Source organism: Eikenella sp. NML120348 (genome assembly GCF_001648435.1).
In the GTDB taxonomy this organism is placed as follows: domain Bacteria; phylum Pseudomonadota; class Gammaproteobacteria; order Burkholderiales; family Neisseriaceae; genus Eikenella; species Eikenella exigua.
Map to the genome: position 1 here is coordinate 315,827 of NZ_LXSP01000002.1, position 12,976 is coordinate 328,802.

A 12,976-nucleotide genomic window follows, 5' to 3' on the forward strand; every position below is an offset into this window, starting at 1 on the left:
GTTTCAGGTAGCCTTGGTTGCCGGTTGTAGGCTACCTGAAAATATCAGGCAGCGTTTTAGCTTCGTGGCTTCTCACGCTCCCAGGGGGTCTCTAATCGCGCGACAGGGCAGTAATCGGGTTGAGCTTGGAAGCGTTTTTGGCGGGCATGAAGCCGAACAGCACGCCGATGAAGGTGGAGCAGCACACCGCGCTCACAATCGACCAGGTGGAGAATGACATGGCAAACTCGCTGGCCAGAGCGTTGAAGCCCAAGCCGATTAAATAGGAAAGCAGAATGCCGGCCGCGCCGCCGATGAGGCAGATGAGCACGGCTTCAATCAGAAACTGCTGCAAAATATTGCCCTGCCGCGCGCCGATAGCCATGCGTACGCCGATTTCCTTGGTGCGCTCGGTTACCGACACCAGCATGATGTTCATCACGCCGATGCCGCCAACCACCAATGAAATCAGGGCGATACAGGAGATCAGCAGAGTCATCGCACCGGTGGTTTTTTCGATGGTCTGCTTGATGCTATCGCTGTTGCTGGTGAAGAAATCTTCTTTGCCGTGCCGCGCCAGCAGCAGCTCTTTGATGCCCTGTTCGGCCACGGAGGTGCTCACATCGTCGCGGATTTTTACGGTTACCGAGCTGATATAGCGTTCGCCGGAAATGCGGTTCATCACCGTGGTGTAGGGCGCCCACATTTGCAGGCTGTCGTTGCTGCCGAAGCCGCTTTGGTCTTCGGCACTGATGCCGATCACACGCAACGGGCGTTTGCCGAACAAAATGGTTTGGCCGATAGGGTTGGTGCCTTCCGGGAACAATTGTTTGCGGGTGTTCGGGTCGATAACGACGACTTGCGCGGCGGTGTCCACGTCGTCTTGGTTAAACAGCCGGCCTTGATCGAGCTTGATGCCGCGTACGTTGAAATACTGCTCGCCCGCGCCGTAGAGCTGGGCGGTAACGTTGGTGTTGTGGTAGGTGGTGGTGGCGCTGGAAGTGGTCGTCGGAGTAACGCTATCGACATAGCTTTGCTTGCCGATGGCTTCGGCATCGGCAATGGTAAGCGTGCGGATGCGGCCTCGGTGGCGGTCGCCGAAGCCTTTGCCGGGATACACGCCGATGGTGTTGGTACCGATAGCGCTGATGTCGGAAAGGATTTTCTCCTGCGTGCCGCGCCCCAGCGCCACCACGGATACCACTGAAGCAATGCCGATAATGATGCCGAGCATGGTGAGCAGGGAGCGCATTTTGTGCGCCATGATGGCCTGCACCGACATTTTGAAGGCTTCCACAAACTGGTCTTTATAAAACAGCCAAGATTGCTTTTCGGTGCGGCTTTCCACGCTGCTGGGTGGGATTTCGGCGTTTTTGCTGGTGTCGGCGATGATTTCGCCGTCTTTGATTTCAATCACGCGGTTGGCGAAGGCGGCGATTTTCGGGTCGTGCGTAACTAAAATAATGGTGTGGCCTTTGGCGTGCAGCCCGCAGATGATTTCCATCACCATTTCGCCGCTGTGCGAATCGAGCGCACCAGTGGGCTCGTCGGCCAGGATGATTTCACCGCCGTTCATCAGCGCGCGGGCAATGGAAACACGCTGCTGTTGGCCGCCGGAGAGCTGGTTGGGGCGGTTGGCTTCTTTGCCTTCCAGACCCAAATCGGCCAGAAGCCGGGTGGCGCGCTCGTATCGCTTTTTCTGATCCATGCCGGCATACACGGAGGGCAGGGCCACGTTTTCGCGCGCGCTCAATGCGCCCAAGAGGTTGTAGCGCTGGAAGATGAAGCCGAATTTGCGCCGGCGCAGTGCGGCCAGCTCGTCACCGCTCATCTGTGCGGTTTCCACACCATTGATTTGATACGAACCGGAAGAGGCGCTGTCGAGGCAGCCAAGGATGTTCATCAGCGTGGATTTACCGGAGCCAGATTGGCCAATGATGGCGATGAAATCGCCTTTTTGGATGGTGAGGTTGATGTCTTTTAAAACATGAACGCGGTTGGCGCCTTCACCAAAATAGCGATTGATATTACGGCATTCGATTAGGTTCATATGCGTACGGATTTTGTTGTGGCAGGAGCCACCTGAAAGCATAACTTCAACGAAGCTGAAACAGAGCGCCGCGGAGTTGCTGCGAAGCTAAATTGTCTATACGGCTTGGGTTGAGGGTTTCAGGTAGCCTTAACTTAAGACAGGAGTACGGTGAAAGTGTCGGGTAGTCTGCAGGCACATCTGCTGTCTGACACCTCTTATTACATCGGCGGACCACCCTGCCACTCTTTCACCGTGCCATCGCTCTCCGACACGATCACTTTCTCACCCTCTGTCACGCCCGATTTCACTTCGGTGAGTGTGCCATCGCTGATGCCCACGGTAATGGTGCGTTCTTCCACCTGATTTTCCGCTTTCAACACGCGCACATAGCGCTCGCTGCCGCGCTGCTTCACGGCGGTGGCAGGAACAGTGAGCACGTTTTTGGCTTCACCGATCACGATGTTGTTTTGCGTGGTCATGCCGATGGCAAGCTTGCCGTCTTCGTTCGGTACGAGGGCGCGGGCGTAGTAGTAGATGGCGGTGTTGGTAGTGTCGGTGCTAGTGGTGTAGCTGCCTTGCGACATGGTAGTCAAGCCCGGATCAATGCTCTCCAACTTGGATTCCCGTTCGCTATTGGGGTCGGCCAGGGTGGTGAACAGCAGGGTTTGGCCGGCTTTCACGCGGGTTACGTCGCCCTCGGCAATCTGCATTTTATTCAGCATGCGGCTCAAATCGGCCACTTGGCCGATGGCGGGTGTGCTCTGCGCCGCATTCACGGTTTGCCCTTCTTCCACTTTCACTGAAACCATCGTGCCGGAAATCGGCGCGGTGATGCGGGTGTAGCCCAAATCAGCTTCGGCCGTGTTGATGGCAATGCGGGTTTGGCGGATAGAAGATTGCAGCTCGCCCACCTGCGCCTTGGCGGCGGCATACGAGCCCTGCGCGCTTTCCAGCTCTTCTTTGGAAGTGGCATTTTCCGCCCACAAGGCCTGCTCGCGGCGGTATTTGCGCTCGGCGTTTTGCAGTGCCACCCGTGCAGATACGAGCTGTGCCTGATAGGTTTCCAGCTTGGCCTTGTTTGTGTTCAGTGTGTTGAGCTGGGTGGTGGAGTCGATTTCGGCGATGAGGTCGCCTTTTTCCACATGCTGTCCGAGCTTCACATACAAGTGCTTGATTTGGCCGGAAGCCTGGGCGCCCACGTCTACCAGCTGTGCAGCAGAGATTTCGCCGGTGGCGGATACGGTTTGGCGCACGTCGGCACGTTTCACTTCTTCGGTGAGATAGGTGGTTGGCGGCTTGCTTGGATTCAAAAAGGCATAACCAGCCGCACCCATGGTCAGCGCAGCCACTGCCCACAACGTCCATTTCAATGGTTTTTTCATTTTGCTCTGCTTGCCCTTTCCGACAGCTGTTGGGAAATGCGGCTATTCTAGGAAACTGTCGCTGTTTGTGCCATCTGATTAACCTATCCTTACCCCGGTGGGACTTTGTTGGCAGGGTTTTACGGAAATTAGGGCTTGTGCGAGGAAAGCTACCTGAAAACAGCTGCTCAGGCACAATCGTTTCAGGTAGCCTCTTGACTCAAATACCGTGCTACCACCGCTTAAAGATCAGCGACGTATTCACGCCGCCGAAGGCGAAGTTGTTGTTCATCACGTATTCGGTGTCGATGCGGCGGCCGGAGCCGGTAAGGTAGTCGGCTTCGCCGCAGCGGGGGTCGATGTTGTCCAAGTTCAGCGTGGGGGCGAACCAGCCGCTGCGCATCATTTCGATGGCAAACCAGGATTCGAGCGAGCCGCAAGCGCCGAGGGTGTGGCCGAGGTAGCTTTTTTGCGAGCTGATGGGAACGTGGCCGAACACGGCGGCAGTGGCTTGGGTTTCGGCAATGTCGCCCTGTTCGGTGGCCGTGCCGTGGCCGCTGACATAGCCGACGGCAGAGGGCGGCAGTGCGGCGTCTTCGAGGGCTAGCTCCATGCAGCGTTGCATGGTGCGCATCTCGGGGCGGGTGATGTGGCTGCCGTCGCAGTTGGCGCCGTAGCCGACGATTTCGGCGATGATGTGCGCGCCGCGTGCTTGGGCGTGTTCTAATTCTTCCAGCACCATCATGCAGCCGCCTTCGCCGAGCACGAGGCCGTCGCGCGCGGTGTCATATGGGCGTGGGGTAAGTTCGGGCTCGTGGTTGCGGCGGCTGGCGGCGTAGAGGCTGTCGAACACGTAGGCTTCGGAGGGGCAGAGCTGGTCGGCGCCGCCGACCAGCATCATGGGGATTTTGCCGTATTTGATGGCTTCGTAGGCGTAGCCTATGCCTTGGCTGCCGGAGGTGCAGGCGCTGGAGGTGGGAATCAGGCGGCCGGTGAGGCCGAAGAAGATGGCCACGTTGGCGGCGGTGGTGTGCGGCATCATGCGCACATAGGTGTTGGCGTTGAAATTGTTGGGCTGGTGGGCGAGCAGCAGGCCGATGTCGAGCACGTCGGCGGTGCTGCCGCTGGAAGAACCGGCGGCTACGCCCATGCTGCCGTTGCGGATAATGGGATCATCGAGCAAGCCTGCCTGCTTCAGCGCTTGTTCGGCGGCGTCGGTGCAGTATTGCGCCAGCGGGCCCATGCTGCGCAACTGTTTGCGCGTCCAATGTGCAGGCGGTGCGTAGGCGGGCAGCGGTGCACCGAGGCGGGTGGCCATTTCGGGGAAGGCATCCCACGCCTCCATGCGGCGCACGGCGTTTTTGCCTGCGCGGAAAGCGGCTTCGATTTCGTGCCACTCGCGGCCGAAGGCGCACACCGCGCCCACGCCGGTAATCACCACCCGTTTGGTTTCCATCAACACAATCCTCCGTTTACCGCAATCACCTGCCGCGTGATGTAGGCGGCGTGTTCGCTCATCAAGAAGCGCACGGCATGCGCCACTTCTTCAGGCAGCCCCATGCGCTGCGCCGGAATGGCTTTCAAAATTTCCTCCACCGGCACGTTTTCGTCCAGAATTTCCGTATCAATCAGGCCGGGGGCGACGCAGTTGACCGTAATCTTGCGTTTGGCCAACTCCACCGCCAAAGCCTTGGCCGCGCCAATCAGCCCCGCCTTCGACGCGCTGTAGTTCACCTGCCCGCGGTTGCCGATCAGGCCGGACACGGAGGCCATGCACACAATCCGCCCCGGCGCGCGGCGGCGGATCATCGGCATGATGAGCGGGTGCAGCACGTTGTAGAAGCCGTCCAGATTGGTGCGCAATACGCGGTCCCAATCTTCGTCTTCCAGCGCGGGGAAGGCATTGTCGCGCGTCAGCCCTGCATTCAGCACCACGCCGTAATACGCGCCATGCTCTTCAATATCCGCTTCCAGCACGCGGCGGCATTCGGCACGGTCGGCCACGTCAAACTGCAGCACCCGTGCCTGCCGCCCTAACGAACGGATTTGTTCCGCCACCGCCTCGGCATCCGCCATGCGGCTGCGGCCGTGCACCACAATGCCGAAGCCGTCTTGCGCCAAGGCCAAAGCAGCCGCACGGCCGATGCCGCGGGTGGAGCCGGTGATGAGGATGGTTTGGGTCATGATGGGGTTCCTTTGATATGGGTTGGAGGCGGCCTATGCTGAGAGGAGGCTACCTGAAAGCAAAGCGTGGCAAGTTTCCACAAAGCTGAAGTTTGGGATGTATTTGGATTGGATGCGCAGCACATGGATTGTACCTGCGAACCGGATTTGTCGGAATGGCTATGCGGCTGTTTTGGCATTTCGTTGCCGTTTCATATTTGGATGGCATTGAAATTTTGTTTTCAGGTAGCCTGTGGCGGCTTGGGGCCGTCTGAAAGAGTGGATGTTAATGAGATTAAATGAGGGGTGGCCTCTGTATGCGGGCGGAAGTTTTGGTGAGGCAATGTGAGATAGTATGAAATTGAATGTATTGATTGAATGATACAATACCCATGCTTCATTACCCGTCAGGAGGGAATATGCTTCAACGCTTCACCGACCCGAACGAAAACATCTTATGGCAGGGCAAGCCGCACCGTTTTTTTATACGTATTGGGCAATCCGCTGATTTATCCGTTCGCCCTGTGCTGGGGCTTGTTCGACTTGTTTTTTATAGGCAAATTTAATGCCGCATCGCACGGTTTGTTCCCGCATGTGAATTTTTTTATACTTTTTCATCTGGCTCCGGTGTGGTACGCAATTTTTTCGCCGGTTTACCGTTTTTTCAATTGGTACCGCATCGATTATGCGCTCACCGATAAACGCCTGTATTTCACTTCCGGGCTGATCGGGCTGGATATTGCCAGTGCCGAGCTGCCTGAAGTGCAGAATTTGCGGGTGTATGTAGGCGTGTTGGAAGCCATGTTCAAACGGGGCACCATCCGCTTTGGTGCCAGAAATGCCTTGCGTTATGTGGAAAATCCCTACGAAGTTTATAAGCTAATTCAGCAAACTGCTGTGGACATCACCACAGACCGTCAATTCCCCAACCAATTGCGCCCCGAAGAAAACCCAGGCTACCACACCCGATATAAGCCTTAATAATGCAGGCTGCAAAAAGGCCGTCTGAAACAGATTTTGCTGTTTTCAGACGGCCTCTTATTGCTTAAAGCAGGGGGGAACTTAATTCCCTAATTGCGTGGTTTTATTCACAATAATCTCCACACGACGGTTTTGGGCACGGCCTTCCGGGTTGTCGCTGCCGTCTGGATGGGTGTTGGGCGCAATGGGGTGTGTGGCGCCGAGGCCTTCAAGCTGATAATTCTGTTGCAAGCCTTTTGCTTCAAACCAGTTTTTTACTGCCTGTGCACGAGCTAAAGACAAGCGTTGGTTGTAAGCATCGGAGCCTTTGCTGTCGGTATGGCCGGTAATCAGAATCACCCCTTGGCCTTTTTGACGAATGATGTCGGCAGCTTTTTGCAGATCGGCATCGGCTTCAGGTTTGAGTTCGGCTTTGTCGAAATCAAACAGCACATCTGATGACAAATTGATTTCAATATTAAACCCTGTTTCGGTAGCGCTCAAACCGCTGCCTTGTGCTGACAGGTTGCTGCCTTGGGAAGAAAGGCTGTTGCCCTGTGCGGAAAGGGTAGACGATGCTGATGCAACAGCGGATGCCTGCTCGGCAGCAGGTGCCGAGGCATTGGATGCATCAGATGCGGTTTGGGGCATGACAGTTGTGCTGGCGGCAGAAGCCTGCGCTTGTGGCTCAGCAGGTTTGGGGTCTTGTCCACAAGCACACAGGGTGGCAAGTGCTGTAATACAAGCAAGTAAACGCAAATTTTTCATAAAGTCACCTCTAATTGGGGCAGCGTACAGGCTGCGCAAAGCAGCCTGCACTTTGCCAAGTGGGAAATTAGCGGCTCACCGGCACCGAATCAAACGAACCGGCCCCCGGGAAATCGATGGTGATGGTGGGCGATGTTTCGGGCGGGGCGGGGAATTTGAGCGCGACGATTTTGGGTGAATTGCCCGTGAGTCCTATTGTATTGCTCACGCCGGTGGCAGGGTCAGTCATGTATTTGCCGCTTTCATCTTGCAGCAGGCTGATGCGTTTGCTAGTAGATTCATCAACGTAGGCAAAATCGGTGATTTTGCCGGAGTGCTCATTAGTAAATTTATAGCTGCCATTTTCATTTTTAGGCGGGATATACATAAATTCCACGTTCAGAATCTGGCCGACCACTTTAACTTTGGTTAAAGCTAGCGTGCCTTCACCAAACGGTTTGGACTGGATGGCCTGTGCAGCAGGATCCTGCTGTTGCTGCGGGGCGGCCGGTTCGCGAATCAGGCTGGGGTTAGATGCTGGTGTGGGAGTAGGAGCAGGCGGAGCGGGATTAGGGTTGGGGGCTTGCTCCTGCGCTTGAGGAGGCGGAGTTGGCTCAGGTTCTTTCTGGCAGGCAGTCAGCAGGGCCAAAGCAGATAAAACGACAAGGGCACTTTGAGAAACACGCATTTTGGATACCTCACTTAAGGTTGGATACTGCAGTAAAAATATGATAGGACTGCGTTTCGTGTATACCAAAAATCCCAATGAAATTCAAGCAAACTGTCTCTAGTGTGGACTTTTGAGTTCCCATATAGATAAAGATTTTGCCCTTATTGGGCTGTGCTGAAATTTCATTTTAATTTTGTTGGAATTTTCTTTCAGACGGCCTTTTTCGGGCTTGAGGCCGTCTAAAACCCAGGCATCCACATCCACTATACCGCCGTTTTTTACTTTCTATTGCTGCCAAAACTCCTCGTCATGGAATTTCTCGGGCAGCGCGATATTTTTGACTTGGTATTTTTCTTGCAGCCGATGCAGGGCAGATACATCGTTCAGGCTACGGGCATAGCTGATGTCGATTGTTTCCAAGGCGGTTAGGTTTTCGATGCCGTTTAATGTGCACACGGAGGGGCGAACCAGCAATAAATCTTTCAGCCGTGTCAGGTTTTGGAATTCAGTTAAGTCTTTGCCTTTGTAAGACCATAGGTATAAACGCTCCAAGCGGGTGCATTGCCCGATATTTCGGATTTTTTTGTTGTAGTCCATCCTTAAATCTTTGAGCGCGGGCAGTTGGGAGAGGTCGATGTCGATTGGCTGTCCGATTACCAGGGTTTCCAATTGCTCGAAGCGGTATAGGGCATCTGTATTGATGAATTCGGGCGACTCAAGATCGTGTTCGATTTGGAGATACGGCAGTTCGGGATAGGCGGCCAAATTGGCAAAATCCACCACGGCGTGTTTCGGTGCGGGTGTCGGGTTGATGGCAACCGTCGGTCGGCTCAAGATCCGAATGCCGCAACGGTAACGCTTGGCCTGCCGCATGGCGGTGCGGATAAATGCGGGCTAAACTTCGATGAGGTTGATGTTTTTATTGTGGAAATACGTTTCCATGGGCGCGCTCCGATTCGGGGGTGGAGTAGGCATGTTGGCAAGTATGGGTTCAGGTAGCCTGGGAGAGTTTTGAGGCCGTCTGAAAACGGGATTCGGCAGTGCCAGCAGCGGGCTTCAAGCCCGCTTTGCTTTATTCATGTTGCAGCTTCGTAGCAAACCATGTTTTCAGGTAGCCTTTCAGACGGCCTCAAGGCTACCTGAAACTTATCTGCCCAAAATCGCGTCCAAAGCTTCGCGGTTGGTGGGGCTGAATACGTTGAGCGCGCCGGAGAGGAGCAGCGTGCCGGGGGTGAGGTCGTCGCAGCCGGGGGGCGGGGTGCGGCAGGAGAGGGCGCAGTCGAACACGCCCATGTTGGTGGCGTTGTCTTGCCAGGACAGGGTGATTTGCACGTCGAGCACAGTGCCGACGGGGGGTTCGGGGCGGGCGAAGTGGAGTTTGCGGGTGCCGAGCAGGAAGCCGAGCTGCACGGGGCGGCCGGCGTCCAGCGCGTGCGCGCCTGCCCATGCGCCCACGCCTTGCGCCATGATTTCGAGGCCGAGCCAGCCGGGCAGGGCGTTTGCGCCGTCGGGGAGCAGGATGCAGTCGGGCCGGATGGTGCAGACGGCGTGCAGGTTGTTGTTGTCGTAGGATAGAACTTCGTCCAGCAGCACCATGCGGCCGCTGTGCGGCAGGAGGGCGGCGGGTTGTTTAATCGGACATTGGGGCATGATCTTCTCCGATGATGAGGACGCTGTTGTTGCCGCCGAAGGCAAACGATGAACTCGCGCCGATGCGCCGCCCTTGCGGCCACCGGCTGCCTGAAACGGTGAGCGCGATTGAGGGCAGTTCGGGGTCGGCCTGGCCGTCCCACAGTTGGGGCGGCAGGCTGCCTTCCGGGTTGTCGCGGCGGCTGGCGATGCCCCATACGAAGGCGGCTTCGAGCGCGCCGGCCGCGCCGAGGGTGTGGCCGGTGAGTGGTTTGGTGGAAGTGGCGGCGGTTTGGCTGCCGAACACTTCGGCTACGGCGCGGCTTTCCATGCCGTCGTTGAGCAGCGTGCCGGTGCCGTGCAGATTAATCCAGCCGATGCTTTCGGGCGGTAAACCCGCGTGGTTTAAGGCTACCTGAAAAGCCTGCGCCGCGCCGAGGCCGTCGGGGCGGGGGGAAGACATATGGTGCGCGTCGCTGCTGGCGCCGTAGCCCAAGAGCGGCAGGACGTCGCCGTCGTCTTCGCGGGTCATCACGAACACGGCGGCGGCTTCGCCGATATTGATACCGTTGCGGTTGCGCGAAAACGGGTTGGCAATGCCGTCGGACAGCACTTCCAGCGAGGCGAAACCGTTGATGGTGAGCGGCGAGAGCGTGTCCACGCCGCCGCACAACACGGCATCGCACACGCCCAATCGCAACAACCGCGCCGCGCTGATGAGCGCCCGCGCGCCGGACGTGCAGGCGGTGGACACGCCGTAACACGCGCCCCGCAGGCCGTACGCCGCCGCGGCAAAATCGGCGGGCGAGGAAAGCAGTTGCGCCTGCTGTTTGAACGGAATGTCCGCCCAGCCGCCGCCGTTGGCAACGTGTTGGAACAGCGGGATATTTTCATCCGCACCGCCCACCGATGTGCCGATGACCACGCCGATTCTGTCCGCGCCGTAGCGGCTTAGGGCTGCCTGAATCTGCGGCTCGATTTGAGCCAAAGCGTCCCACAGCAATTGATTGTTGCGGCTGCGGTGTTCGGCGGGCAGATGGTCGGGGAACGGGCGCAACGGGCGGTTTACTGCGCCGAAAGCACGGTTTTTGCCCTTCACCCATTCAGTGGAAAACGTGAGCGGGCTGTTTTCAGACGGCCTCAGCAAACCATCCAAATGCTCCGCCAAACCGCTGCCCAAAGCCGACACCAAACCCGGCCGGCCGAGGTATGCCCGTGCCTTATTCATCGCTCTCTCCCAAAGGTGTCAGCCGCCATTTCGCCCCGCCGCCCTCCAACTCGCGCGGCCGGCCGTCTGAAAAACCGTTTTCCAATAGCGGGAACATCGCCGTGAACACCGCCTGCGCGGCATGGTTCGGCGGCACAAAACCGTCGCGCCGCCAGCCGCTCTGCGTGGCCAGCAACCGCGCTAGCGGTGCACCGAACGCGTCGGTTTGAATCCAGCGCGACTGCCCGCCCGCCTCGCCCTGCACCACCAACAGCGACACCTGCTCCGCCGCGCCGGTTTCATCCAGCCGCTCCAGCTTGAAACGGCGGCTCTCGCCCGCCGCCAAATGCGGCAAATCCTGCGGCGCGAAAGTGGCACCGCAGGCGGCAAGCAGCAGCGCGGCAATGATGAGGATGAGGGGCTTGGGGAAGGTCATTTCAGGTAGCCTTTGCGGAATGGGAATGGGGTGGGATTATAGACGAAGCGGGGCGGGAGTGGATTGTCGGGGATGAGCGTCTTGTTTATAGGGTTTCAGGTAGCCTCAAATGAAATCGGCCAGCTATAAGGCGCAGGCACATGAGGCTACCTGAAATATGGAAGGCTACCTGAAAGGTATGAATCACTTTTCAGGTAGCCTTGATTTCCTCCACTGCTATTGCTGCGACTGCTGTGGGGTTGGGGCACGGCTGTGTTTGCGCGCATACAGTACCCAATACAACACGGTGCAGGCGGCAAACCAGATGGGCATGCACATCAGCCCCAGCCGGGTGTCGGCATCGCGCGAGAACAGCACCAGCACGAAGGCGAGGAAGGCGAGGCACACCCACACTATGGCGGTGCCGCCGGGCAGTTTGTAGATGGATTTTTCGTGCAGATGCGGGCGGGTTTTACGATATTTGAGGTAGGCTAGCAGGATAATCGCCCACACGAAAATGAAGCCGATGCTGGAGAGGGTGGTTACCACGGTGAACATAGCCATGATGTCACCCTCCTGATACAGCAGAAATACGGCCACAATCAGGTAGAGACAGGAATAAAGCAGGCCGGTGGCAGGCACGCCGTTGCGGTTGAGGCGGCTGAACATACGTGGAGCCACGCCGGCTTCAGAGAGGCCGTAGAGCATGCGGCCGGTGGAGAACATGCCGCCGTTAGCGGAAGAAAGGGCGGACGTGAGCACCACGAGGTTGACCAGCCCGGCGGCAATCGGAATGCCGATAAGGGTGAACATATTCACGAACGGGCTCTTAGCGGGGTCGATTTCGTCCCAGGGCGTTACCACCATAATCACGCTCAAGGCCAGCACGTAGAAAATAATCACGCGCACGGGGATGCGGTTGATGGCTTTGGGCAGGTTGATTTCCGGGTCTTTGGTTTCGGCGGCAGCCGTGCCCACCAACTCAATGCCCACAAAGGCGAACACGGCAATCTGGAAGGCGGAGAAGAAGCCGCCGATGCCGTTGGGGAAGAGACCGCCATGATTCCAGAAGTGGCTGAGCGAAGCTTTTTCGCCGGAAGTGGGATCAACAAAGCCGCTGGCTACCAAAAAGCAGCCCACGGCAATCAGGGTAACAATGGCCACGATTTTTACCAAGGCAAACCAAAATTCCATTTCGCCAAAGAGTTTTACGGTGAGCAAATTCATGCCAGCCATGAGGATGATACACAAAAGCCCGGGCAGCCACAGCGGCACATCCGGCCACCAGAATTGGGTGTAGCCGGTGATGGCGATGATATCGGCCATGCCGATCACCACCCAGCAGAACCAATAGGTCCAGCCCACAAAAAAACCGGCGGCCGGGCCGAGCAAGTCGTGGGTGAAGTCAGTGAAGGATTTGTATTCGAGGTTGGAAAGCAGCAGCTCGCCCATGGCGCGCATGATGAAAAACAGGAAAGTGCCGATGATGATGTAAGTGAGGATAACGGAAGGGCCGGCCAAATGGATGGTTTTACCCGAGCCCATAAACAGGCCGGTGCCGATGGCGCCGCCGATGGCGATGAGTTGCAGGTGGCGGTTTTTCAGGTTGCGTTGCAGGCTATGCGGGGTTTCTTGGTTGGTGCTCACGGGTATTCCTTTGTACTTCCTATCACGGATGAAGTCTGAACTTAATCCGCTCTAACTTAATCGGCCGCCGCAGCATTGTGGCAGCCCGAGTCGGAATATAACTCAGCCAATAGCACATATACAACTGATTTTTATAGATAATATTAAATTATCGCTGTTTAAAAAC

Annotated in this window: 12 protein-coding genes; 1 reads left to right on the top strand and 11 read right to left on the bottom strand. The window is 57.1% G+C overall.

Features of this window, described 5'->3' with window-relative positions:
* Positions 1–91: 91 nt before the first annotated feature.
* The 4 genes from A7P99_RS04795 to fabG form a co-directional block, all read right to left on the bottom strand.
* Positions 92–2,029 (bottom strand): MacB family efflux pump subunit, encoded by a 1,938-nt coding sequence (locus tag A7P99_RS04795; RefSeq protein WP_067448949.1) that lies wholly within the window; start codon positions 2,027–2,029, stop codon positions 92–94.
* Between the two features lie 200 nt (positions 2,030–2,229).
* Positions 2,230–3,393 carry an efflux RND transporter periplasmic adaptor subunit gene (locus A7P99_RS04800; RefSeq protein WP_067440163.1) on the bottom strand — a complete coding sequence of 388 codons (1,164 nt, stop codon included), beginning with the start codon at positions 3,391–3,393 and terminating at the stop codon, positions 2,230–2,232.
* A 211-nt stretch (positions 3,394–3,604) separates the two neighbouring features.
* A complete protein-coding gene (locus tag A7P99_RS04805; protein ID WP_067527450.1) occupies positions 3,605–4,828 on the bottom strand; it encodes a beta-ketoacyl-ACP synthase in 1,224 nt (407 codons plus the stop codon).
* On the bottom strand, positions 4,828–5,556 hold the full coding sequence (fabG, locus tag A7P99_RS04810) for a 3-oxoacyl-ACP reductase FabG (protein ID WP_067448700.1): 729 nt from the start codon (positions 5,554–5,556) through the stop codon (positions 4,828–4,830). Before fabG ends, A7P99_RS04805 begins: the two co-directional genes overlap by 1 nt.
* 357 nt (positions 5,557–5,913) lie before the next feature.
* Between fabG and A7P99_RS04815 the strand changes: the two genes are divergently transcribed.
* The gene (locus A7P99_RS04815; RefSeq protein WP_231866515.1) at positions 5,914–6,516 is read left to right on the top strand and encodes a PH domain-containing protein; all 603 of its coding nucleotides are present in this window, start codon (positions 5,914–5,916) and stop codon (positions 6,514–6,516) included.
* 81 nt (positions 6,517–6,597) lie between these two features.
* Here the strand turns inward: A7P99_RS04815 and A7P99_RS04820 are convergent, their stop codons facing one another.
* The 7 genes from A7P99_RS04820 to A7P99_RS04850 all read right to left on the bottom strand — a co-directional run bounded on the left by A7P99_RS04820 (position 6,598) and on the right by A7P99_RS04850 (position 12,810).
* A complete protein-coding gene (locus A7P99_RS04820; RefSeq protein WP_067527452.1) occupies positions 6,598–7,146 on the bottom strand; it encodes an OmpA family protein in 549 nt (182 codons plus the stop codon).
* A 184-nt stretch (positions 7,147–7,330) separates the two neighbouring features.
* A complete protein-coding gene (locus A7P99_RS04825) occupies positions 7,331–7,930 on the bottom strand; it encodes a phosphoribosylglycinamide synthetase (protein ID WP_067448698.1) in 600 nt (199 codons plus the stop codon).
* Positions 7,931–8,197: 267 nt separating this feature from the next.
* Positions 8,198–8,746, bottom strand: a complete 549-nt coding sequence (locus A7P99_RS04830) for a hypothetical protein (protein ID WP_153705539.1) — start codon at positions 8,744–8,746, stop codon at positions 8,198–8,200.
* Between the two features lie 312 nt (positions 8,747–9,058).
* Complete coding sequence (locus tag A7P99_RS04835) at positions 9,059–9,562, bottom strand: thioester dehydrase (RefSeq protein WP_067686682.1); 504 nt, start codon at positions 9,560–9,562, stop codon at positions 9,059–9,061.
* Entirely contained in the window at positions 9,543–10,769 is a 1,227-nt protein-coding gene (locus tag A7P99_RS04840) for a beta-ketoacyl-ACP synthase (RefSeq protein ID WP_067686684.1), read from the bottom strand. The genes A7P99_RS04835 and A7P99_RS04840 overlap by 20 nt, the downstream gene beginning before the upstream one ends.
* Positions 10,762–11,184, bottom strand: a complete 423-nt coding sequence (locus A7P99_RS04845) for a hypothetical protein (RefSeq protein ID WP_067448694.1) — start codon at positions 11,182–11,184, stop codon at positions 10,762–10,764. Before A7P99_RS04845 ends, A7P99_RS04840 begins: the two co-directional genes overlap by 8 nt.
* A 216-nt stretch (positions 11,185–11,400) precedes the next feature.
* Positions 11,401–12,810 carry an amino acid permease gene (locus A7P99_RS04850; RefSeq protein WP_067527458.1) on the bottom strand — a complete coding sequence of 470 codons (1,410 nt, stop codon included), beginning with the start codon at positions 12,808–12,810 and terminating at the stop codon, positions 11,401–11,403.
* Between the last annotated feature and the right edge of the window lie 166 nt (positions 12,811–12,976).

Coding starts and splice junctions, on each gene's coding strand:
- A7P99_RS04845 (WP_067448694.1), bottom strand. CDS start 11,184: ATGACCTTCCCCAAGCCCCTCATCCTCATCATTGCCGCGCTGCTGCTT.
- A7P99_RS04815 (WP_231866515.1), top strand. CDS start 5,914: ATGATACAATACCCATGCTTCATTACCCGTCAGGAGGGAATATGCTTC.
- A7P99_RS04795 (WP_067448949.1), bottom strand. CDS start 2,029: ATGAACCTAATCGAATGCCGTAATATCAATCGCTATTTTGGTGAAGGC.
- A7P99_RS04840 (WP_067686684.1), bottom strand. CDS start 10,769: ATGAATAAGGCACGGGCATACCTCGGCCGGCCGGGTTTGGTGTCGGCT.
- A7P99_RS04800 (WP_067440163.1), bottom strand. CDS start 3,393: ATGAAAAAACCATTGAAATGGACGTTGTGGGCAGTGGCTGCGCTGACC.
- A7P99_RS04820 (WP_067527452.1), bottom strand. CDS start 7,146: ATGCCCCAAACCGCATCTGATGCATCCAATGCCTCGGCACCTGCTGCC.
- A7P99_RS04805 (WP_067527450.1), bottom strand. CDS start 4,828: ATGGAAACCAAACGGGTGGTGATTACCGGCGTGGGCGCGGTGTGCGCC.
- A7P99_RS04835 (WP_067686682.1), bottom strand. CDS start 9,562: ATGCCCCAATGTCCGATTAAACAACCCGCCGCCCTCCTGCCGCACAGC.
- fabG (WP_067448700.1), bottom strand. CDS start 5,556: ATGACCCAAACCATCCTCATCACCGGCTCCACCCGCGGCATCGGCCGT.
- A7P99_RS04825 (WP_067448698.1), bottom strand. CDS start 7,930: ATGCGTGTTTCTCAAAGTGCCCTTGTCGTTTTATCTGCTTTGGCCCTG.